The sequence below is a fragment of the Streptomyces avicenniae genome (assembly GCF_000719135.1).
GTDB classification, from domain to species: domain Bacteria; phylum Actinomycetota; class Actinomycetes; order Streptomycetales; family Streptomycetaceae; genus Streptomyces; species Streptomyces avicenniae.
Genome location: NZ_JOEK01000001.1, coordinates 823,104 through 843,042, shown reverse-complemented (window position 1 = coordinate 843,042; position 19,939 = coordinate 823,104). Strand labels below are relative to the sequence as shown.

The 19,939-nt window shown below is 72.4% G+C and carries 15 protein-coding genes and 5 tRNA genes; 9 read left to right on the top strand and 11 right to left on the bottom strand.

All coding sequences use genetic code 11. From position 1 onward, the window contains the following. The 5 genes from IF27_RS03920 to IF27_RS03900 all read right to left on the bottom strand — a co-directional run bounded on the left by IF27_RS03920 (position 1) and on the right by IF27_RS03900 (position 4,749). Positions 1-1,275, bottom strand: coding sequence for an AAA family ATPase (locus IF27_RS03920; protein ID WP_223290902.1), 1,275 nt, complete (start codon positions 1,273-1,275; stop codon positions 1-3). A 203-nt stretch (positions 1,276-1,478) separates the two neighbouring features. Further along, a tRNA-Lys gene (locus tag IF27_RS03915) sits at positions 1,479-1,551 on the bottom strand. Positions 1,552-1,599: 48 nt separating this feature from the next. Continuing rightward, positions 1,600-3,519, bottom strand: a complete 1,920-nt coding sequence (locus tag IF27_RS03910; RefSeq protein ID WP_052847811.1) for a DEAD/DEAH box helicase — start codon at positions 3,517-3,519, stop codon at positions 1,600-1,602. Between the two features lie 193 nt (positions 3,520-3,712). After that, entirely contained in the window at positions 3,713-4,303 is a 591-nt protein-coding gene (locus IF27_RS03905) for a hypothetical protein (protein ID WP_190232782.1), read from the bottom strand. A 77-nt stretch (positions 4,304-4,380) separates the two neighbouring features. Then, positions 4,381-4,749 (bottom strand): metallopeptidase family protein, encoded by a 369-nt coding sequence (locus tag IF27_RS03900; protein ID WP_052847809.1) that lies wholly within the window; start codon positions 4,747-4,749, stop codon positions 4,381-4,383. Positions 4,750-4,884: 135 nt separating this feature from the next. Between IF27_RS03900 and IF27_RS03895 the strand changes: the two genes are divergently transcribed. The 4 genes from IF27_RS03895 to IF27_RS03880 all read left to right on the top strand — a co-directional run bounded on the left by IF27_RS03895 (position 4,885) and on the right by IF27_RS03880 (position 6,321). Next, positions 4,885-4,957 (top strand) — tRNA-Glu (locus tag IF27_RS03895). A gap of 26 nt (positions 4,958-4,983) precedes the next feature. Further along, positions 4,984-5,058: transfer RNA gene (locus IF27_RS03890), tRNA-Asp, on the top strand. A 4-nt stretch (positions 5,059-5,062) separates the two neighbouring features. Continuing rightward, positions 5,063-5,136: transfer RNA gene (locus tag IF27_RS03885), tRNA-Phe, on the top strand. A gap of 537 nt (positions 5,137-5,673) precedes the next feature. Further along, positions 5,674-6,321 (top strand): hypothetical protein, encoded by a 648-nt coding sequence (locus IF27_RS03880; RefSeq protein WP_052847808.1) that lies wholly within the window; start codon positions 5,674-5,676, stop codon positions 6,319-6,321. A gap of 22 nt (positions 6,322-6,343) precedes the next feature. Here IF27_RS03880 and IF27_RS03875 read toward each other — a convergent pair whose 3' ends face one another. Further along, on the bottom strand, positions 6,344-6,988 hold the full coding sequence (locus IF27_RS03875; RefSeq protein WP_052847807.1) for a TetR/AcrR family transcriptional regulator: 645 nt from the start codon (positions 6,986-6,988) through the stop codon (positions 6,344-6,346). Between the two features lie 80 nt (positions 6,989-7,068). On the opposite strand from IF27_RS03875, the gene IF27_RS03870 reads away from it, so the two are divergent. Beyond that, on the top strand, positions 7,069-7,857 hold the full coding sequence (locus tag IF27_RS03870) for an MBL fold metallo-hydrolase (protein WP_052847806.1): 789 nt from the start codon (positions 7,069-7,071) through the stop codon (positions 7,855-7,857). A 13-nt stretch (positions 7,858-7,870) separates the two neighbouring features. Here the strand turns inward: IF27_RS03870 and IF27_RS03865 are convergent, their stop codons facing one another. Further along, positions 7,871-8,899 carry an ABC-2 transporter permease gene (locus IF27_RS03865; protein ID WP_110945480.1) on the bottom strand — a complete coding sequence of 343 codons (1,029 nt, stop codon included), beginning with the start codon at positions 8,897-8,899 and terminating at the stop codon, positions 7,871-7,873. 92 nt (positions 8,900-8,991) lie between these two features. Here IF27_RS03865 and hrpA point away from each other — a divergent pair, with 92 nt between their 5' ends. Next, the gene (gene hrpA, locus IF27_RS03860) at positions 8,992-12,960 is read left to right on the top strand and encodes an ATP-dependent RNA helicase HrpA (RefSeq protein WP_052847804.1); all 3,969 of its coding nucleotides are present in this window, start codon (positions 8,992-8,994) and stop codon (positions 12,958-12,960) included. A gap of 72 nt (positions 12,961-13,032) precedes the next feature. After that, positions 13,033-13,107: transfer RNA gene (locus IF27_RS03855), tRNA-Asp, on the top strand. A gap of 497 nt (positions 13,108-13,604) precedes the next feature. Here IF27_RS03855 and bldC read toward each other — a convergent pair. Together bldC and IF27_RS03845 are read right to left on the bottom strand one after the other, a co-directional pair. Beyond that, positions 13,605-13,811, bottom strand: a complete 207-nt coding sequence (gene bldC, locus IF27_RS03850) for a developmental transcriptional regulator BldC (protein WP_019431930.1) — start codon at positions 13,809-13,811, stop codon at positions 13,605-13,607. 466 nt (positions 13,812-14,277) lie between these two features. Then, positions 14,278-15,108 (bottom strand): DUF8083 family protein, encoded by an 831-nt coding sequence (locus tag IF27_RS03845; protein WP_052847803.1) that lies wholly within the window; start codon positions 15,106-15,108, stop codon positions 14,278-14,280. Between the two features lie 222 nt (positions 15,109-15,330). Between IF27_RS03845 and IF27_RS03840 the strand changes: the two genes are divergently transcribed. Both IF27_RS03840 and IF27_RS03835 read left to right on the top strand, forming a co-directional pair. After that, positions 15,331-16,482: a Leu/Phe/Val dehydrogenase gene (locus tag IF27_RS03840; protein WP_052847802.1), complete on the top strand. Its 1,152-nt coding sequence runs from the start codon at positions 15,331-15,333 to the stop codon at positions 16,480-16,482. Positions 16,483-16,729: 247 nt separating this feature from the next. Further along, positions 16,730-17,005 (top strand): DUF3073 domain-containing protein, encoded by a 276-nt coding sequence (locus tag IF27_RS03835; RefSeq protein WP_052847801.1) that lies wholly within the window; start codon positions 16,730-16,732, stop codon positions 17,003-17,005. A gap of 192 nt (positions 17,006-17,197) precedes the next feature. Here IF27_RS03835 and purM read toward each other — a convergent pair whose 3' ends face one another. Then, positions 17,198-18,283, bottom strand: coding sequence for a phosphoribosylformylglycinamidine cyclo-ligase (gene purM, locus IF27_RS03830; RefSeq protein ID WP_052847800.1), 1,086 nt, complete (start codon positions 18,281-18,283; stop codon positions 17,198-17,200). Between the two features lie 61 nt (positions 18,284-18,344). Further along, a complete protein-coding gene (gene purF, locus IF27_RS03825; RefSeq protein WP_052847799.1) occupies positions 18,345-19,934 on the bottom strand; it encodes an amidophosphoribosyltransferase in 1,590 nt (529 codons plus the stop codon). Between the last annotated feature and the right edge of the window lie 5 nt (positions 19,935-19,939).

The window sequence follows — 19,939 nt, the reverse complement described above, 5'->3', positions numbered from 1 at the left end:
TCACCCGATCCCGAGCAGCCGGTTGAACTCGGTGTAATCACCTTCCCGGCGGTCGTTCAGCCGCCCCTGCGTCACGACGTCTCCGAGTGAGCCCGCCGCCATGGCTGCGGGGTATCCGTCGAGCTCGGTCAGACGCGTGAGCCGACTCGTGCCCGACGCGCGTTCACGTCGGCAGACCACGACACCTTCGTGGTCCTCCGCGGCCAGCGCCGACAGGAGCGCCGGGCTGTGCGTGGTGATCAGCACCTGGGTGTCGTTCTCCGCGCCCGCCTGCCGCACCAGTTCGAGGACTTCGGACGCCTGTGACGGATGCAGGCCGTTCTCCAGTTCCTCGATCACCAGCATCAGGGACTGCTCGGCCCGCTCGGCGTTCGAGGGGCCCAGGTCCAGGCCGCCACCGCCGGTGAGCAGCGAGGTGGCGATGGCGAGGAAGCGCAGCATCCCGTCGCTCATCTCGCGGGCCGGGGTGAGGCCGAGCCGGCCCTCGTCCAACGCGAGCATGACGTCGCCGAGTTCGGAACGGGTCACCGCCAGCGTCTCGATGTCGTGGTCGGCGAGCCCCCGGAGCAGGTCGATCAGACGGCGGAAGAGCGCCACGTCCGTCCGCTGGACGCTTCCCACCGCGGCCGACAGATTCTCCGCGGTGCGCCGCAGATTGCTGTCGCGGGAGGGCACGTACTGGCGCATCAGGTGAGGGACGGGATCGAGGTGGAAGACACCGCCGAGCGTCGCGATCATGGTCTCGGCACACCGGACGGCGTCCTTCCCGCTCTCGGTCTCCGGCACGACGCGGAGCGGAAGCTGGGAGGTGAGAAGACGGGAACCGCGGAACCGCACACTCGGGTCGCGGCCTCTCTTCCCGTTGTGCCAGGTCGCCCAGAGGTCACCCACCTGAGGGTTCGCCTCGCCGCTCTGCAACAGCTGCTGAGGCCCTTTCACCGTGGGCCCGGAGAGACTCTCGGCGATGATCTGCACCTCGGGCTCGACCTGGACGGTCACGTCGAGACGGATCGGCCCCCGGGGCGTCCGCACACTGCATCCCAGCGAGAAACGGTCGGAGCCGTGGGGGACGCACCCGGCCAGACCACCGCGTACGGCGCCCTCCGGTCCACGACGGCTCTCCAGGGCCTCCGTGATGTCCTCGCCGCGGGCGAGCCGCGAGAGGACCTCAAGTCCGTCGAGAGCGTTCGACTTCCCGCTGCTGTTGCGGCCGATGAGGGTGGTCAGCGAGGACAGGGGCAGGACCTGGTCCCGGAAGCTCTTGAACGCGGTCAAGCGAACCTCGGAGATTCCCTGTTCCGTCACACGCGCCAAGTTACCTCACCCCCTCTCGTACGGGCCGGGGGACGAAGCCGCCGCCCTCGTCGCAGGCACGGCCGCCCGGACACGGCCCCCGACACGACGGTGCCCCGGTCGTCGTGAGACGACCGGGGCACCCCCACAGGTCAGCGGCCCCTTTGCCAGGGACCTTTCCGCCGTAGGCCGTGTGGGACTCGAACCCACAACCAATGGATTAAAAGTCCACTGCTCTGCCAATTGAGCTAACGGCCCTCAGGGGAAGCATAGCCCGGGGGCGGGGCCGCGCTCGAAGGCATACGGTCAGCCGTTGCGCTTCCAGCGCGGCTTCTCGGCGCGACGGTCGAAACCGCCGCGGTCGTCACGGTCACGGTCGCGGTAGCCGCCGCGGTCACCGGTGCCGGTGCCGCCGGTGCCGCCGCGGTAGCCGCCGCCGTCACGGCGCTCGGCGTCACGCCGGTAGCCGCCACCGGAGTCGTCGCGACGGTAGCCGCCACCGGTGCCGGTGCCGGTGTCACGCCGCTCGCCGTCGCGGCGGGCGAACGGACGCCGGTCGTCGCCGCTTCCGCGCCGGTCGTCACGCCGGTCGTCCCTGCGGTAACCGCCACGGTCGCCCTCACGCCGACCGTGCCCGCCGCCGCCACCGTAAGGACGGCGGTCGCCACCGGCGCCACCGCGGTAGCCGCCACGGTCACCGCCGCGCTCGCCACGCTCCTCACGGGCCGCCTCGGCACGCGCGGCCTTCTCGGCACGCCGCGCCTCGCGCTGCGCCTCCAGCTCGGCCTCACGCTCCGCCTCGGCCAGGGCCTGCGCCCGCACCTCGGCAGCCGCGGCGATGGCCTCGGCCGGGTCGTCGCCGCGCTCACGCGCCGCGCGGCCGGTCAGCCGGTCGGCCTCGTCCAGCAGCTCGCCCGCGCGCTCCTTGGCCCGGTCCAGCTCACGCGCCAGCCGCGCGACCTCGCGCTCGGCGTGCTGCACCGCGCCCGTCGCCGCCTCGGCCTGGACCTCGGTCAGCGACCGCGCGCCGATGATGTCGGCGACGTCCGGGTCGAACAGGTCGCCGCGCCCGATGACGTGACGCGACGCATCGACGCCCGCGTCCTCCATCAGGCGGAAGATCGTCCGCCGCTGGTGCGGCAGCGCCAGCGACACGACGGTGCCGGAGCGCCCCGCCCGCGCCGTACGGCCCGAGCGGTGCAGGTAGTCCTTGTGGTCAGCGGCCGGGTCCACGTTCAGCACCAGGTCGATGCCGTCCACGTGGATGCCGCGCGCGGCGACGTCGGTCGCGACCAGCACGCTGACACGGCCGTCCTTGAAGTCCGCCAGCGTCCGCGTACGGGCGCCCTGCGTCATGCCGCCGTGCAGGGCGTCGGCGCGCACACCGGACTCGCGCAGCTGCCCGGCGACGCGGTCGGCGCCGAGCTGCGTACGGACGAAGACGATGGTGCGGCTGTCGCGGGCCGCGATGGCCGCGGTCAGCGGCGCCTTGTCGCGCGGCTTCACGATCAGCACGTGGTGGCTCATGGTGGTGACGGCGCCCTGGGCGGCGTCCACCTCGTGGCTGACGGGGTCCACCAGGTAGCGCTTGACCAGCGTGTCGATCTCGCGTTCGAGCGTCGCGGAGAACAGCATCCGCTGGCCGCCGGGCGGCACCTGGTCGAGCAGTTCGGTGACCTCGGGCAGGAAGCCCAGGTCGGCCATCTGGTCGGCCTCGTCCAGCACGGCCACCTGGACGTCGTCCAGCGAGCAGGCGCCGCGGCCGATCACGTCACGGAGGCGGCCGGGGGTGGCGACCAGGATGTCCACGCCGCGCTCCAGGGCGTAGATCTGGTTGCCCATGGAGGTGCCACCGCAGACCACCTTGAGCCGGAGGCCGAGCACGTGCCCGTACGGCTCCAGCGCGTCGGCGACCTGCATGGCCAGCTCGCGGGTGGGGGTCAGGATGACGGCGCGCGGGTGCTTGGCGCGGGTCCTGGCACCGGCGAGGCGGGCCAGGGTCGGGAGGCCGAAGCTCAGCGTCTTGCCGGAGCCGGTACGGCCGCGGCCGAGGATGTCGTGTCCGGCCAGCGCGTCCGGGATGGTGGCGGCCTGGATGGGGAACGGGGTGGTGACGCCGTGCTCTGCGAGCGTCCGCACGATGTCCGGGGGCAGGCCCAGATCGGCGAACGTCATGGTGGGCTCGTCCTCCAGCGGAAGAAGAACCTCAGGCGTGGTCACGGTCATGCGAAGTGAGAACCTTCCGGAGTTTGTGGGGTCGGCACGCGCCTGTGCTCCGTAGGTGCTCTTGACCGCCTGTATGCGATCAGCCACGGCGAGGTGAGGAACGCGCCACACGGCGCGCTGCTTCGGGGCGCCGGGCAAGTGGGATCAAACGATCTACAAGCATACGCACGCGGCGCGGTGATACGCAAACGGGTCAGCTCGTCCCCCCGGGTGCGGGCTCCTCGGGGACGGGCGCGGGCTCCTGCGGGGGCTCCGTCCCCGGCTCGGGGTCGGGCGCCGGGGGCGGCGGCTCCTCCGTCCCCGGCTCGGGGTCGGGGTCGGCGGGTTCCGGGCCTGGTGGCTCGGGGTGCGGCGCCTCGGGCACGGGCACCGGCGCGCCGGGACCGTGCGGCGGCGCCGGGGCGCGGGGGGTGTCGGGACGGGGCGTGGGGCGGGACGGGGCCGCCGACTCGTCGGCGGGCGCGGCGGGGTCGCCGTCGCCGCTCCGGTCGGCACGCCTGCCGTCGCCGTCGCCGCCGCGGCCGAGATCCGCCGCGTCCTCGGCGCGCCCGCCGCTGGGCTCGGGGCCGTCGGCGTCCGTGGCGCCACCGGGTCCTGGCGGCGCGCCGTCAGGACCCTGCCGGGCGTCCGCGTCCGCGGCGCCGTGCCCGCCGCCGTCGGGCTCGCTCTGCTGGGCGGTCTTCTCCGGGTCCACGGTGACGCAGCCCGTCAACGCGACGGCGGCGAGGGCGGCCACCCCCGCCAGGGCGGCGGGTCCGGGGCGACGGTGACGGCGGTGGGGCACGGGGGCGGACCTCCGGGTGACGTACGGCGGGGCGGGCTTCCCCCGTTCAACTCCCGCGCCACCGGGCAGGACACGCGTCAGCCGTACCCGAGTGCGTGCAGCCGGTCGTCGTCGATGCCGAAGTGGTGCGCGATCTCGTGCACGACGGTGATCTCGACCTCCTCGACCACCAGGTCGCGACCGCCCCCCTCCCGCTCGCACATCCGGAGCGTCGGGCCCATGAAGACGGAGATCCGGTCCGGCAGGGCGCCCGCGTACCACTCGCCGCGTTCGGTGAGCGGCACGCCCTCGTAGAGCCCGAGCAGCTCGGGGTCGTCCGCGTCGGCGGGCGGCTCGTCCTCGACGAACACCGCGACGTTGTCCATCAGCCGTGTCAGCTCCGGCGGCACCCGGTCCAGGGCCTCGCCGACCAGCTCCTCGAACTCCTCGCGTGTCATCTCCAGCACCCGGCCATTCTCGCCGCGCGACCTGCCGGACGGCCAGAACGGCGCCGGACGGAACCGTTTTGGCGATCGGTCCCGGCATCCCCTATGCTTCACACGTCCCCGACGGCATCACACGGTGCCGAGGCGGGCCGCCGGGCCCCCGTCGTCTAGTGGCCCAGGACGCCGCCCTTTCAAGGCGGTAGCGCGGGTTCGAATCCCGTCGGGGGTACGCGTCACCTCGGTGTCGCACAGCAAGGTCCTGTGGAGCAGTTTGGAGTGCTCGCCACCCTGTCAAGGTGGAGGCCGCGGGTTCAAATCCCGTCAGGACCGCTGTGGCTGGGTAGCTCAGTTGGTACGAGCGTCCGCCTGAAAAGCGGAAGGTCGCCGGTTCGACCCCGGCCCCAGCCACCTTCTCTTCGTTCGACGAAACGGCCTCAGTGAGCTGCTTACTGAGGCCGTTTCGTCGTCGATATCCCGAGATGCTCCTCTGCCGTATGCCCCATGGCACAAGAGTTCGAGCACTTCTTCTCCGCCACTGCCCGGGCAGAGCCCCAGCACACCAGAGCCCTTCCCCCTACAGGTAGAGGGCTCATCGCAACAGCGATGGGCAGTGGGGCCCGCCGTGCGCTTCCGCCAAGTCGTCCACGCAGCGTGCCCCTGAGCCACCGAGGAGGAGTCTCACCTTGGACCACCAAGGGAACCTGAGCGCCATCGTGTTGCTGATGGCAGGAGCATTCGCGGGCTATGTGGCCTACAAGGACCCGCAAGCAGGAGCGGCGATGGTCGTGAGTACCGCAGTGGTTGCCTTGCTGCACAGTGTGATGCGACCGTAAACGGCTTCATCGGTTCGTTCGCTCGGTGGCGCACCTCGACCAGTGCGCCACCACGTATCCCAGCGGGCCCGCACCGGGGCCTTCCATCGTTCCTGAACGGGAGGAAGCGGGCATGGCCGACGTCGTTCCGCCGTCGCACGTCTGGTACGCGTCGTACGGCTCCAACATGCACGCCTCCCGGCTGAGGCACTACATCGTCGGCGGCGCGCCCTCCGGTGCGCGGCGCGTGTATCCGGGGTGCCGGGACAGGGCGCTGCCCGGACGTTCGGCCGCCGTCGTGGTGCCGGGCAGCGTCTACTTCGCGACCGAGTCGCCCGTGTGGACGGGCGGCAGGGGCTTCTACGACCCGGAGGCGGAGGGCACGGCATGGTGCCTCGCCCACCTCGTGACGACGGAGCAGTTCGCCGACATCGCCGCGCAGGAGATGTACCGCACGCCGGGGGCCGACCTGGATCTGACCGCCGTGCTGACCACCGGCCGCGCGCGGCTCGGTCCTGGCAGGTACGAGACGCTGGTCCGTCTCGGGGCACTCGACGGGCTGCCCGTCCTCACGTTCACCGCCCCCTGGCGCATGACTGACGTGCGACTCCGCCCGCCGTCCGCGCCCTACCTGCGCCATCTGGCGGCCGGTCTCGCGGAGTCCGGGGCCTGGCGCGAGGACGAGATCGCCGCCTACCTCGCCAGCTGCCCCGGCGCGGCGGGACACTGGACACCGGCCGCCGTCGCCGCGCTGATGTCCGCCCCGGCGCGGACGCGCTGACGCGCCCCGGCCGGGCGGCGGGTCACGGCGCCAGGGGCAGGGTCGTCGTCAGGGTGGTGGTGAGCCAGTCCTCGTACGCCGCCGGGGGCCAGCCGCGTTCCTTCGTCAGCTGCTGGTGGAGCTGCGGGCCCGTGAGGGCCCAGCAGGCGTCCGCCGTGCGCGCCGTGTCCGTCCCGGCGCGCAGCAGCCCCTCGTCGGCGAGGTGGGTGACGAACGCGGTGACGCCCGCCAGCCGTTCGGCCTCCCCCGCGGCGAGGACGCGCGCCGCCTCGGGGCCCGCCTGGCTCATGAAGAGGAAGAGCGGGGCGAGCCGTTCGTGGACGTCGCGCACGAACGCGGCGTAGAGCCGGAGCTTGCGCCGCGGGTCGCGGGTGCGCAGGACCTCCTGGAGCGCGGGGCGGGCGGCCATGGGGACGGGTTCGTCGTCCCCGGCGAGCGTGACGTCCCACAGGGTCTTCATCAGGCCCGCCTTGCCGCCGAACGCCTTGTGGACGGTCTCGGCCGAGACGCCCGCGCGGTCGGCGACGGCGCGGACGGTCACGGCGTGGTAGCCGTCGCGCAGCAGCAGGTCACGCCAGGCCGCGAGGACGGCGGTGCGGCTGCGGCGGGCCGCCTCCTGGCGGCGGCTCGCGTCGTACGGCCTGCGGGGTGTGTCGGGCGCGGGCACGGTGGCGTCTCCCCGGGGTGTGGCAGTATTCGATACAGTCAACCGTATCGAATATTCGCCGCCCCGTCGAAGGAGGAACCGTGTCCCGTCGCGCGCCCGAGCGGGTCGCCCCCGGCGTCGATCGTCTCGGGGACGACAGCGTCAACGCGTATCTGGTCCACTCACCGGAGGGGCTGGTCCTCGTGGACGCCGGACTGCCCTCGCACACAGGGCAGTTGCGCGCACATCTGGCGGCGGCCGGCCTGTCGCCCGGGGACGTCGGGCACGTCCTCCTGACCCACGCCCACCCCGACCACACCGGCATGGCGGGCGCCCTGCGCCGCGCGGGCGCGGAGATCTGGGTACACGAACGGGACGCGCCCGTCCTCGCCGAAGGACCCCGCAGCGCCTTCCGGCACGGCGGCCCGGAGCGCTCGCCGCTGCCCTACCTGCTGCGGCGCCCGGCCGCCCTCGGCACGCTGGCGCACCTGGGACGGTCGGGGGCGTTCACGGCCAGGCCCGTGCCCGGCGCGCGCACGTTCGGCGGCGACGGCGTGCTCGCCGAGGTGCCGGGCGGGCCCCGCGTGATCACGCTCGCCGGGCACACGCCGGGAAGCGTCGCCTACCTGTGGGAGGAGCGCGGGCTGCTGTTCACGGGCGACGCGCTGGTCACGTACGACGGGCTGACCGGCCACGCGGGGCCCGGCATCGTCTGCCGCGGCTTCACGCACGACGCCCGGGCGGCCCTCGCCGCCCTGGAACGCCTCGCCGCGCTCGGCGACGGAGGCCGCGCGGAGGGCGCCCCGCTGCTGCTGCCCGGACACGGGCGCCCGTTTCCGGGCGGTCCGCGGGCCGCCGTCGAGGAGGCGCGCGCACGCGGGGCGCGCTGAGCGGCGCGCCTGGTCAGGCAGCCGCACGCGCCGCCGCGGCCTCACCGGTCGGGCGGCCCCCGGGATGGCGGCGGCGCCAGATCCAGAAGACGGCACAGGCCAGCGCCGACCAGCCGAGGAGGACGAGGTACGGCTGCCAGTGCTGGTGCCCCCGGAAGTACACGGCCGTGTGCAGCGCGTTGACGGACGCGCCGGGCGGCAGCCAGCGCCCGACCTCGCCGAGCACGGACGGCAGCAGCGGCCAGGAGACGGCGCCGCCCGACGACGGGTTGCCCAGCATCACCATCAGCACCCACGTCGGGAGGATCGCCCAGCGCCTGACGAGGACGGTGAACATGCTGAAGACCATGCCCGAGGTGAACATGGTCAGCGCCAGCGTCCCCCAGGACTGGACGAACGGCAGCGGCAGCGCGTCCAGCCACCAGTCCACCGTCGCGATGATCGCGAGCCCGCCGAGGAGCGCGTACCCGGCGGTGAACGCGACGCGCTCGCCGGGGTTGAGCGCGGGCGCGTTCACGCTGAGCTGCACCGTGCCGAGGAAGCCGATGATCACGGCGGCGATCGAGATGTAGAAGATCGCGAGACCCCGCGGGTCGCCCTGCGCGAGCGGCTTGATGTCGGTGACCGTCAGCCGGATGTCCGCGGCCTTGGCGGCGGCGGGCGCGTCCTGCTGGAGGAGCATGGCGACCGACGCCCCCGCCGCGCTCACGAGCTTCAGCTCGACGCGGTCGCCGCCCCGGTTGCGGAAGATCGCGAAGACCTGCTGCCGCTCGACGGCGTCCACAGCCTGTGGATACGTACGGAAGCGGTGGACGCGCAGCGACGCGTGGAGCCGCCGCTCCAGTTCCCCGACGAACACGTCCGTCCGGCCGCGCGACTGCGGCTCGCCGACGACGGCGACCGGCACATGGCGCGGCGCCGGGTCCGCCATGGCGTAGGTGTACGAACCGGCGAACAGCGCGGCGGCCCCCGCGGCGATCACCGCGACCACGACCGCCGGGAAGTACACCGACCGCCGCGCCCTCCGCCACCATCCACTCACAAAGGCACCCTAGAGGTACATCTCGGACGAAACACGCGCACCGCGATATCGGCTCGCCGCCCACCGCGCGCGGGTGAGACTCTTGGGTACGTATGCCTACACACCCCTCCCCCCTCTCCGAGCTGGCCGCCCGGCTGCCCGAACTGAGCCTGCGGGACCAGCAGCGGATCGGCCGCCGGCTCGACGGCGCGCGCCGTGTCCGCAAGCCTGCCGCCCAGCAGGCGGTGCTCGCCGAGATCACCGCCGCGATCGAGACCGCCGAGCGGCGCGTGGCGCGGCGCGTGGCCGCCGTGCCCGCCGTCACGTATCCCGAGCAACTGCCCGTCAGCCAGAAGAAGGACGAGATCCTGGCCGCGATACGCGACCACCAGGTCGTGATCGTCGCGGGCGAGACGGGCTCGGGGAAGACGACGCAGCTGCCCAAGATCTGTCTGGAGCTGGGGCGCGGCGTGAAGGGCCTGATCGGCCACACCCAGCCCCGGCGGCTGGCGGCCCGTACGGTGGCGCAGCGCGTGGCCGACGAGCTGCGGACGCCGCTGGGCGGGGCGGTGGGCTTCAAGGTGCGCTTCACCGACCAGGCGGGCGACGACACGCTCGTCAAGCTGATGACGGACGGCATCCTGCTCGCCGAGGTCCAGCACGACCGCGAGCTGCGGCAGTACGACACCCTGATCATCGACGAGGCGCACGAGCGCAGCCTCAACATCGACTTCCTCCTCGGCTACCTCGCCCAGCTCCTGCCCCGCCGCCCCGACCTGAAGGTCGTCATCACCTCGGCGACGATCGACCCGGAGCGCTTCGCCCGGCACTTCGCGGACGCGCAGGGACGCCCGGCGCCGGTCATCGAGGTGTCGGGGCGCACGTACCCGGTGGAGGTGCGCTACCGGCCGCTGCTCGAAGAGCCGGGCGACGAGGGCCGGGACGGGGACGAGACCGAGGGCGCGGGCGCCGACCGCGACCAGACCACGGCGATCTGCGACGCGGTGGACGAGCTGCAGGCCGAGGGTCCTGGCGACATCCTGGTCTTCCTGTCGGGCGAGCGCGAGATCCGCGACACGGCGGACGCCCTGGAGAAGCGGCGGCTGCGCCACACCGAGATCCTGCCGCTGTACGCGCGCCTGTCGCACGGGGAGCAGCAGCGCGTCTTCCAGCAGCACCCGGGGCGGCGCGTCGTGCTCGCGACGAACGTGGCGGAGACCTCGCTCACGGTCCCCGGCATCAAATACGTGATCGACCCCGGCACGGCCCGGATCTCCCGCTACAGCCACCGCACGAAGGTGCAACGGCTGCCGATCGAGCCCGTGTCGCAGGCCAGCGCGAACCAGCGCAAGGGCCGCTGCGGGCGGACGAGCGACGGCATCTGCATCCGGCTCTACTCGGAGGACGACTTCCTCTCCCGCCCCGAGTTCACCGACGCGGAGATCCTGCGGACGAACCTGGCGTCCGTCATCCTCCAGATGAACGCGGCCGGGCTCGGCGAGGTGGAGCGCTTCCCGTTCATCGATCCGCCCGACCACCGGTCGGTCAAGGCGGGCGTGCAGCTCCTGGAGGAACTGGGCGCGCTGGCGGGCGACAAGCTGACGGACATGGGGCGCAAGCTCTCCCAGCTGCCCGTCGATCCGCGGCTGGCGCGGATGGTGGTCGAGGCGGAGCGCAACGGCGTCGCGCACGAGGTGATGGTGATCGCCGCCGCCCTGTCGATCCAGGACCCGCGTGAGCGGCCGAGCGACAAGCAGCAGCAGGCGGACGCGAAGCACCAGCGGTTCAGGGAGGGCCCGGCGGAGGAGTCGGACTTCCTGGCGTTCCTCAACCTGTGGGAGTACGTGCGCGAGCGCCAGCGGGCGCTGTCGTCCTCGGCGTTCCGCCGTATGTGCCGCACCGAGTTCCTCAACTACCTGCGGATACGCGAGTGGCAGGACATCTACGCGCAACTGCGGTCGGTGGGAAGGACGCTGGGGATCGAGCCCGCGGCGCCGCGCGAGGGGGAGGCGGCGGACCCGGCGCGCGTCCACCAGTCGCTGCTGGCCGGCCTGTTGTCCCACCTGGGGCTGAAGGACACCGAGAAGAACGAGTATCTGGGCGCGCGGGGCGCGAAGTTCGCCGTCTTCCCCGGCTCGGCGCTGTTCAGGAAGCCGCCGCGCTGGGTGATGTCGGCCGAACTGGTGGAGACGTCGCGGCTGTGGGCGCGCGTGAACGCCAGGATCGACCCGGACTGGATCGAGCCGCTGGCCGGGCATCTGGTGAAGCGCGCCTACAGCGAGCCGCACTGGGAGCAGAAGCAGGCCGCGGTGATGGCGTTCGAGCGGGTGACGCTCTACGGCGTCCCGGTCGTCGCGCAGCGCAAGGTCAACTACGGGCGGATCGACCCGGAGACGTGCCGTGACCTCCTCATCAGGAACGCGCTGGTGGAGGGCGACTGGCGTACGGGGCACCAGTTCTTCGCCGAGAACCGCAGGCTGCTGGCCGAGGTGGCGGAGCTGGAGGAGCGGGCCAGGCGGCGCGACATCCTGGTGGACGACGAGACGCTCTACGACTTCTACGACCAGCGGGTGCCGGAAGACGTCGTCTCCGGTGCCCATTTCGACGCCTGGTGGAAGCAGAAGCGGCGCGAAGAGCCGGATCTGCTCAACTTCGAGAAGTCCATGCTCATCAACGAGCAGGCGGCGCGGGTCACCAAGGAGGCGTACCCGGACACCTGGCGGCAGGGGCGGCTGTCCCTGCACGTGACGTACCAGTTCGAGCCGGGGACGGACGCGGACGGCGTGACCGTGCACGTGCCGCTCCAGGTGCTCAACCAGATCACGCAGGACGGCTTCGACTGGCAGATCCCGGGCCTGCGCGAGCAGTTGGTGACCGAACTGATCCGCTCCCTGCCCAAACCGATCAGGCGGCACTGCGTCCCGGCGCCGGACGTCGCGCGGCGCTTCCTGGCCGCGACGCCCGAGCCGACCGGCGAGCCGCTGCGCGCGGCGCTGGCGCGCGGGCTGACGCGCCTGACGGGCGTACGGGTGGCCCCCGAGGACTTCGACGAGGAGCGCGTCCCGGCGCACCTGCGGATCACGTTCCGCGTGGTGGACGAGCGGCGCCGCCGCGTGCCGGGGGACGCCGAGAGCAAGGATCTGACGGCCCTGCGCGCGCGGATGCGGCCGAAGGCGCGGGAGGCGCTCGACCGGGCGTTCACGGCGGGCGCCGAGGGGCTGACGTCCTGGACGGTCGGCACGCTCGCGCGCACCTTCGAGACGCGGCGCGGCGGCCAGCCGGTGAAGGCGTACCCGGCGCTCGTGGACACCGGGACGAGCGTCGCGGTGCGGCTGTTCGACACCGAGGCGGAGCAGGCGCGGGCGATGGCCCTGGGCACGCGCCGTCTGATCCTGCTGAACCTGCCGTCGGACCCGGGGAAGTTCGCGCAGCGGCAGCTGGACAACACGGCGAAGCTCGCCCTCTCCTCGACCCCGCACGGCAGCGTGCAGGCGCTGTTCGACGACTGCGTGAGCGCGGCGGCCGACCGGCTGATCGCGGCGCACGGCGGACCGGCGTGGGACGAGGAGGGCTTCACCAAGCTGTTCGACTCGGTGCGGGCCGACATCACGGACCTGACGGTCCGCGTCGGCAGGCAGGTGCGGGAGGTCCTGTCGGCGTGGCAGGCGTGCGAACGGCGGCTGCGGTCGCTGACGAGCCAGGTCCTGCTCCCGGCGCGCGCGGACGTACGCCAGCAGCTCGACGCGCTCGTGCGGCCCGGTTTCGTGACGGCGCACGGCGCGCGGCGGCTCCAGGACCTGCTGCGCTACCTGACGGCCGTGGACCGGCGGCTCCAGCAACTGCCGCACCAGGCCGAGCGCGACGCGGCGCGGATGGCGAAGGTCCACGAGATGCGGGACGAGTACGCCTGGCTGCTCGAACAGTTCCCCGCGGGACGTCCGGTGCCCGCCGCGGCGGCGGAGATCCCGTGGATGATCGAGGAGTTGCGGGTGAGCTACTTCGCGCACGCGCTGGGCACGGCCTACCCGGTGTCCGACAAGCGGATCGTGAAGGCGATCGACGCCCTGGCGCCCGCCGGTTGAGCGGGCGGGAGGGGGCGCGGCGGCCGATTGGTGCGCGTGCCCCCATCTGGGGTAGAGTCGCGCTCGCGACGTGGTCCTGTGGAGCAGCTTGGAGTGCTCGCCACCCTGTCAAGGTGGAGGCCGCGGGTTCAAATCCCGTCAGGACCGCATAGTTTCCGCCGCAGATTCTGCGGCATCGGACTCCAGAAGCCCGGACCCCCACACAGGGGTCCGGGCTTTGTCGTGCGGGCCGTGGGCCACCACCCCGCGCGGACGGCGTCGCCGTACGACGGCGCCCGCCGAGCCCCGGGACACGCCGGGGAGCGCACCCGGGGCGCGGCGGCGCCAGCGGGTAGCGTGCCAGTGCGCCGACACCGAAGTCGGCACCCTCTACCGCAAGATCATCGGGAGAGGCAAGGGAACGGGGATGTGACGGGAGTCACGGAACTCGATAGCACCATGAGCTCATCCGACCCCGTAGAGACACCCGCCAATTTAATATGTGCAATTGCACGACCCGTTGACCGGCCGTCGTGCGTTCCCGTGAGCCCCCCGCGACACAAAGAGATCGCGCCGGACTCGGCGGAGTCCGGCGCGATCAGATACCAGGGGGACCGGGGTGGGGGCCCCGGAGCCTGGGCCGTGCCGTGCTGATGCTGCGTAGCTCAGGCCTCGCCGCGCTGCTGCGGGATGCCCGCGAGCAGCGCGCGCACCTCCGCCTCACGGTAGCGACGGTGCCCGCCGAGCGTGCGGATAGACGTGAGCTTGCCCGCCTTTGCCCAGCGTGTGACCGTTTTCGGGTCAACGCGGAACATCGTGGCAACCTCAGCCGGGGTCAGCAGCGGCTCGGCATCAGGGGTGCGAGCGGTCATGAGCGGCCTCCTCGGGAGAACCGAACCATCACGGTTCTTTCCTCTAAATTCTGCACCTTGACCCGCGTTGCCCGAAATGGCAGGCGCGAGTCGAGTCGGTTATAGGACGAACGGCATGTCCTCGGCACTACAACTACACCATCCGTCCAGCCGGGTCGGCCAAACCGATGGAATTGCCCTCTCAGGTGTTCAACCTCGGCGGAAGCCGACTGGACCATGCCATAGCGGACAGTCACTCGGCCCTCACGATCAGTCACGCAGCGATGACCGGGCACCCGCCCCGCCGAGGAACGCGATACCGATCTGTCCCCCCATCGACGTACATCGCCGAGCGGACAGAAGGACCCTTCACGGGCTCCTTGTCCTATTTTGACACGAGGGGACTGCTTGCTGGCAAGAGGTTCCTTCCGTGCCATCCATCACGCTTGCGGGCTTTAGCCCCTTGACGTGGGACTTTGGTCCCACATCAGTTGGCGAACTGCCGTTCCCGCACCGCCGTCCAGCGCTCGGTCAGCTCTTCGTAGAGCGCCCCGGCGCCGCGCAGATCGCCCGCGGCGAGCGCCGTGAGCCCGGCGGTCACGTCGGCCGCCGACCGGTCGGCGGCCAACTGGTCGCCCGGCACGGCGTGCACGAGACCGCCGTAGTCCAGCTCGACGAGTGACTTCGGATGGAACTGCTCGATCCAGCGCCCGACATCGGTCAGCGCCTCCGCGAGCGGACTGGCCGGCATGGCCCGCCGGACCGTCCGCAGCCCGCGCGCAACCCGCCGCCTGGCCTGGACCATCGGCGTACGGTAGCGCAGTTCGGCGCCCAGAGCCGCATCCGCGGGCCTGAACTCCCTTTCCTCGTCGGCGAACAGGACGAACCAGCGCACCGGCACGTGCCACAACGCCGACCTGATCCACGGCCGCGCGTCCGCGTTCCGCTCCCGCCAGTCCGCGTACTCCTCGGCCGCCCGGCGTCGCGCCTCGGGCGGCAGCGCCGCGTCGAGCACCGGCTGCGGCATCAGCCACTCGCCCACCTCGTCCAGCGCCTGCCAGGACCGCAGCCGCGTACGCCACGGGCAGACCAGCGGCTCGCCGTCCACCTCGGCCACGAACGCGTCCGGGCTCTCCCCGGCCGGGACGACCCGGGCGGGCACCGCCGCCAGCGCGGCCAGCGCCGCGCGCACCTCGTCCTGCGCGGTCGGCAGCCGCCCGCCCCGCGCGTACGCGGCCCAGTGGGCCCGCTCCCGTTCGGGAAAGGCCGCCAGCGGCTCGTAGACCCTCAGATACGCCGCGTACGGCACCTTCGTCACGGACCCTCCCGTCCTGCCGCTCCCACGGGCGCTCCCGCGCGGCCCCGAGGTCTCCTGCCACACCGCGCGGCCACGATGTCGCCTCCCCCGGTGTCTACCCCGATCGTGTCAGTGGGGCGGACCCGACCGCAGCCCGGACCCGCGCGCCGCCGTACGCTCATCTCATCAGCAGCCCTCCCGACCCGCACGAGGGCACCGCACCGTTCCGCAGGAGTCACCACCGTGACCGATGTACGTCCCGCTGTCAGCGCAGACAGCACGGTCGAGACCAGCGTTCTGGACACTCTGTTCCACTCAGGCCAGGGCGGCCACGAGCAGGTCCTGCTCGGGCAGGACCGGGCCACCGGCCTGCGCGCCGTGATCGCCGTCCACTCCACCGCCCTGGGCCCCGCCCTCGGCGGCACCCGCTTCCACGCCTACCCCGGGCAGCCGCGCCCCGAGGAGGCCGCCGTCCGCGACGCGCTGAACCTCGCGCGCGGCATGAGCTACAAGAACGCCATGGCCGGGCTGTCCCACGGCGGCGGCAAGGCCGTGATCATCGGCGACCCGGACACGCTCAAGACCGAGGAGCTGCTGCTCGCGTACGGCCGCCTCGTCGCCTCCCTCGGCGGCCGGTACGTGACGGCCTGCGACGTCGGCACGTACGTCCGCGACATGGACGTGATCGCCAGGGCCTGCCCCTGGACCACCGGCCGCTCGCCGGAGAACGGCGGGGCGGGCGACTCGTCGGTCCTCACGGCCTTCGGCGTCTTCCAGGGCATGCTGGCCTCGGCCGCGCACCGGTGGGGCACCGAGGACCTGACGGGCCGTACGGTCGGCGTCGCGGGCGTCGGGAAGGTCGGGCACCTGCTGGTCGGGCACCTGCGGGAGGCGGGCGCGCACGTCGTCGTCACGGACGTGCGCGAGGACGCCGTGCGCCGCGTGCTGGCCGACCACCCCGGCGTCACCGCCGTGCCGGACACGGAGACGCTGATCGCGCTCCCCGGCCTCGACGTCTACGCCCCCTGCGCCCTCGGGGGCGCGCTGAACGACCTGACGGTCCCCGTCCTGACGGCCTCCGTCGTCTGCGGCGCGGCCAACAACCAGCTCGACCACCCGGGCATCGAGAAGGACCTCGCCGACCGGGGCATCCTCTACGCGCCCGACTACGTGGTGAACTCGGGCGGCGTCATCCAGGTGGCCGACGAGCTGCACGGTTTCGACTTCGCACGAGCGAAGGCAAAGGCGGCCGAGATCCACGGCACCACGCGGGAGATCTTCGAACGCGCGACGGCCGAGGGCGTACCCCCCGCCGTGGCCGCCGACCGGATCGCCGAGCAGCGCATGGCAGCCGCCACGACCGCCGGAGCGGGCGCGACTGCGCCATCCGCGTAAGACATGTCACCCCCCTCGTGCGAGGTGTGTCGAGAAAGAAGGTAAAATCGCCGCTGACCAGCAAAGAGAGGGTCATCGGACGCCATGCTCGCGGCTCCGGTCCTGCGGACGGCGTACCGTAGGCCCGTGGAAGCAGGTACGGTTGAAGTCCGGTGGGCCGGGCTCTCGACCGAGAGCCCGCTCTCGATCATGAACGGATGTCAACACACCGGGGCCGTCGGGTCCCGTCGTTGAGGGGGTCGAGCCAATGGGGCGCGGCCGGGCCAAGGCCAAGCAGACGAAGGTCGCCCGCCAGCTGAAGTACAACAGCGGCGGGACGGACCTCTCTCGTCTGGCCGAAGAGCTGGGTGCATCGCAGCAGGACCGCTCACCGAACGGTGAACGGTTCGAGGACAGCGAAGAGCTGGACGAACAGCTGGACGACGACGTGTACACGCGGTACGCGGAGATGTACGGCGACGAGGACGATGACGACGACGGAGAGCCATCGTCCGATTCCCCGGCGAAACGGCGCCGCGCCTGAGGCGCCGCGCCACGGTCCTCACCGGCGGCTGCGATCGATCGCACGGACGACGGCGGACACGACGGTTGACGGCATGACCCGGTCCGGGCGCCCCGGACCGGGTTCTGTGCTGTCGCCCGCGTCCCGGCCGTCCGCAGAGGTACGGCCGGGCGGACGGTCGCGGCCACCGCTCGGGCACGGGGCACCACCGGGTCAGGCGTAGTCCCCCGTGAGGGAGGCGCCGCCGCCCGGCGTGTCGTCGGCTGCGCGCGTGATCTCCCCCGCGACCCAGGCGGGGACACCCCGGTCGGCCAGTGTGGCGAGCGTGGCGCCCACGGACTCCTGGGGCACGACGGCGATCATGCCGACGCCCATGTTGAGCGTCTTCTCCAGCTCGGCACGCGCCACGCCGCCCGCGGCGCCGACCGTGCCGAAGACCGGGGCGGGCGACCACGTGCCGCGGTCCACGCGGGCGTGCAGCCCCTCGGGGACGACGCGGGCCAGGTTGTTCGCCAGCCCACCGCCCGTGACATGGGCGAACGCGTGGACCTCCGTCGCGCGCAGCAGCGCGAGGCAGTCCAGCGAGTAGATCCGGGTCGGGGTCAGCAGCTCCTCGCCAAGGGTCCTGCCGAACTCGGGGACCTCCCGCTCCAGCGTCCAGCCCGCCACCTCGAAGAAGACATGGCGGACGAGCGAGTACCCGTTGGAGTGAAGGCCGGACGAGGCCATGGCCACGACGGCGTCCCCCGCGCGGATGCGGTCGGCGCCCAGGACGGCGTCGGCCTCGACCACGCCGGTGCCCGCGCCCGCCACGTCGTACTCGTCCGGGCCGAGCAGCCCCGGGTGCTCGGCGGTCTCGCCGCCGACCAGGGCGCAGCCCGCCAGGACACAGCCCTCGGCGATGCCCTTGACGACCGAGGCGACCCGCTCGGGGTTGACCTTGCCGACGCAGATGTAGTCGGTCATGAACAGCGGCTCGGCGCCGCAGACGACCAGGTCGTCCACGACCATGGCGACCAGGTCGTGGCCGATGGTGTCGTGGATGTCCATGCGCTGCGCGACGGCCACCTTCGTACCGACGCCGTCCGTCGCCGAGGCGAGGAGGGGGCGGCGGTAGCGCAGCAGCGCCGAGGCGTCGAACAGGCCGGCGAAGCCGCCGAGGCCCCCGACGCTCTCCGGCCGCTGCGCCTTGGCCACCCACTTCTTCATCAGCTCGACGGCGGTCTCGCCCGCCTCGATGTCCACGCCTGCCGAGGCATAGCTGACGCCGCCCGCCACGGGCGCGTTGTCGGTGCTCATCGGATCTTCCTGCTCGGGTGGGCCCCCGGTGCTCCGGGGGCGGGTCGGCGGTCCGCCCAGGTCACGGGCGCCGCAGCGCGTCGGCCGCGCCGGGGCCGGTGAGAAGGGGCAGGGACGTGCCCGGCTGCTCCAGCACGTCCTTGCCGAGGACGGACGGGTCGGGCAGCTCCATCGGGTACTCGCCGTCGAAGCAGGCGCGGCACAGGTCGGGCTTGTCGATCGTGGTGGCCTCGACCATGGCGTCCAGGGAGATGTACGCCAGCGAGTCGGCGCCGAGCGAGGCGCCGATCTCCTCGACGGTCAGGCCGTTGGCGATCAGCTCCGCGCGGGTCGCGAAGTCGATGCCGAAGAAGCAGGGCCACTTGATCGGCGGGGAGCTGATGCGGACGTGGACCTCCGCCGCGCCCGCCTCACGGAGCATGCGCACCAGGGCGCGCTGCGTGTTGCCCCGGACGATGGAGTCGTCCACGACGACGAGGCGCTTGCCCCTGATGACCTCTTTGAGGGGATTCAGCTTGAGACGGATGCCGAGCTGCCTGATGGTCTGGCTCGGCTGGATGAAGGTACGGCCGACGTAGGCGTTCTTGACGAGCCCGGAGCCGTACGGGATGCCGCTCGCCTCGGCGTAGCCGATGGCGGCCGGGGTGCCGGACTCGGGCGTCGCTATCACCAGGTCGGCGTCGGCCGGTGCCTCGGCCGCCAGCCTGCGGCCCATCTCCACCCGGGAGAGGTAGACGTTGCGCCCGGCGATGTCCGTGTCGGGACGGGCGAGGTAGACGTACTCGAACACGCAGCCCTTCGGCTTCGCTTCCGCGAAGCGTGTGGACCGCAGGCCGTGCTCGTCGATCGCGATCAGTTCGCCCGGCTCCACCTCGCGTACGACGGAGGCGCCGACGATGTCCAGGGCCGCCGTCTCGGAGGCGACCACCCAGCCGCGCTCCAGGCGGCCGAGGACCAGGGGCCTGATGCCCTGGGGGTCGCGGGCGGCGTAGAGCGTCTCCTCGTCCATGAAGACGAAGCTGAAGGCGCCCTTCACCTGGGGCAGCACGCGGGGCGCGGCCTCCTCCAGGGTGAGCGGCGCGCCGGTCTTTTCGTCGGTCTGCCCGGCGAGCAGGACGGTGACCAGCTCGGTGTCGTTGGTCGCCGCCACACGGTGCCGGGGGCCCCGGCCGCCCGGGAGGGCGGCGACGAGGTGGGCCAGTTCGGCGGTGTTGACGAGATTGCCGTTGTGGCCGAGGGCGATCGAGCCGTGCCCGGTGGCACGGAAGGTGGGCTGGGCGTTCTCCCAGGTGGGAGCACCCGTGGTCGAGTAGCGGTTGTGCCCGACGGCGATATGGCCGGGCAGGGAACCGAGAGAGGTCTCGTCGAAGACCTGGGGGACCAGCCCCATGTCCTTGAACACCAGGATCTTGGAGCCGTCGCTCACCGCGATTCCCGCGGACTCCTGCCCGCGATGCTGCAACGCGTACAGCCCGAAGAAGGCGAGCTTGGCGACCTCCTCGCCCGGGGCCCAGACACCGAAGACGCCACAGGCGTCCTTCGGGCCCTTCCCACCGGGGTCGAGGTCGTGGCTGAGTCGTCCGTCACCACGCACGACCCCGAGTCTAGGCCAGGTGACGGGGGCGGGGAGAACCCCCGGAAGGTGAGACATGCCCC

Excerpts from the sequence above, each read along its gene's own strand:
- IF27_RS03910 (WP_052847811.1), bottom strand. The coding sequence starts at position 3,519 with ATGACCGTGACCACGCCTGAGGTTCTTCTTCCGCTGGAGGACGAGCCC.
- IF27_RS03880 (WP_052847808.1), top strand. The coding sequence starts at position 5,674 with ATGGCCGACGTCGTTCCGCCGTCGCACGTCTGGTACGCGTCGTACGGC.
- hrpA (WP_052847804.1), top strand. The coding sequence starts at position 8,992 with ATGCCTACACACCCCTCCCCCCTCTCCGAGCTGGCCGCCCGGCTGCCC.
- bldC (WP_019431930.1), bottom strand. The coding sequence starts at position 13,811 with ATGACCGCTCGCACCCCTGATGCCGAGCCGCTGCTGACCCCGGCTGAG.
- IF27_RS03835 (WP_052847801.1), top strand. The coding sequence starts at position 16,730 with ATGGGGCGCGGCCGGGCCAAGGCCAAGCAGACGAAGGTCGCCCGCCAG.
- purM (WP_052847800.1), bottom strand. The coding sequence starts at position 18,283 with ATGAGCACCGACAACGCGCCCGTGGCGGGCGGCGTCAGCTATGCCTCG.
- purF (WP_052847799.1), bottom strand. The coding sequence starts at position 19,934 with ATGTCTCACCTTCCGGGGGTTCTCCCCGCCCCCGTCACCTGGCCTAGA.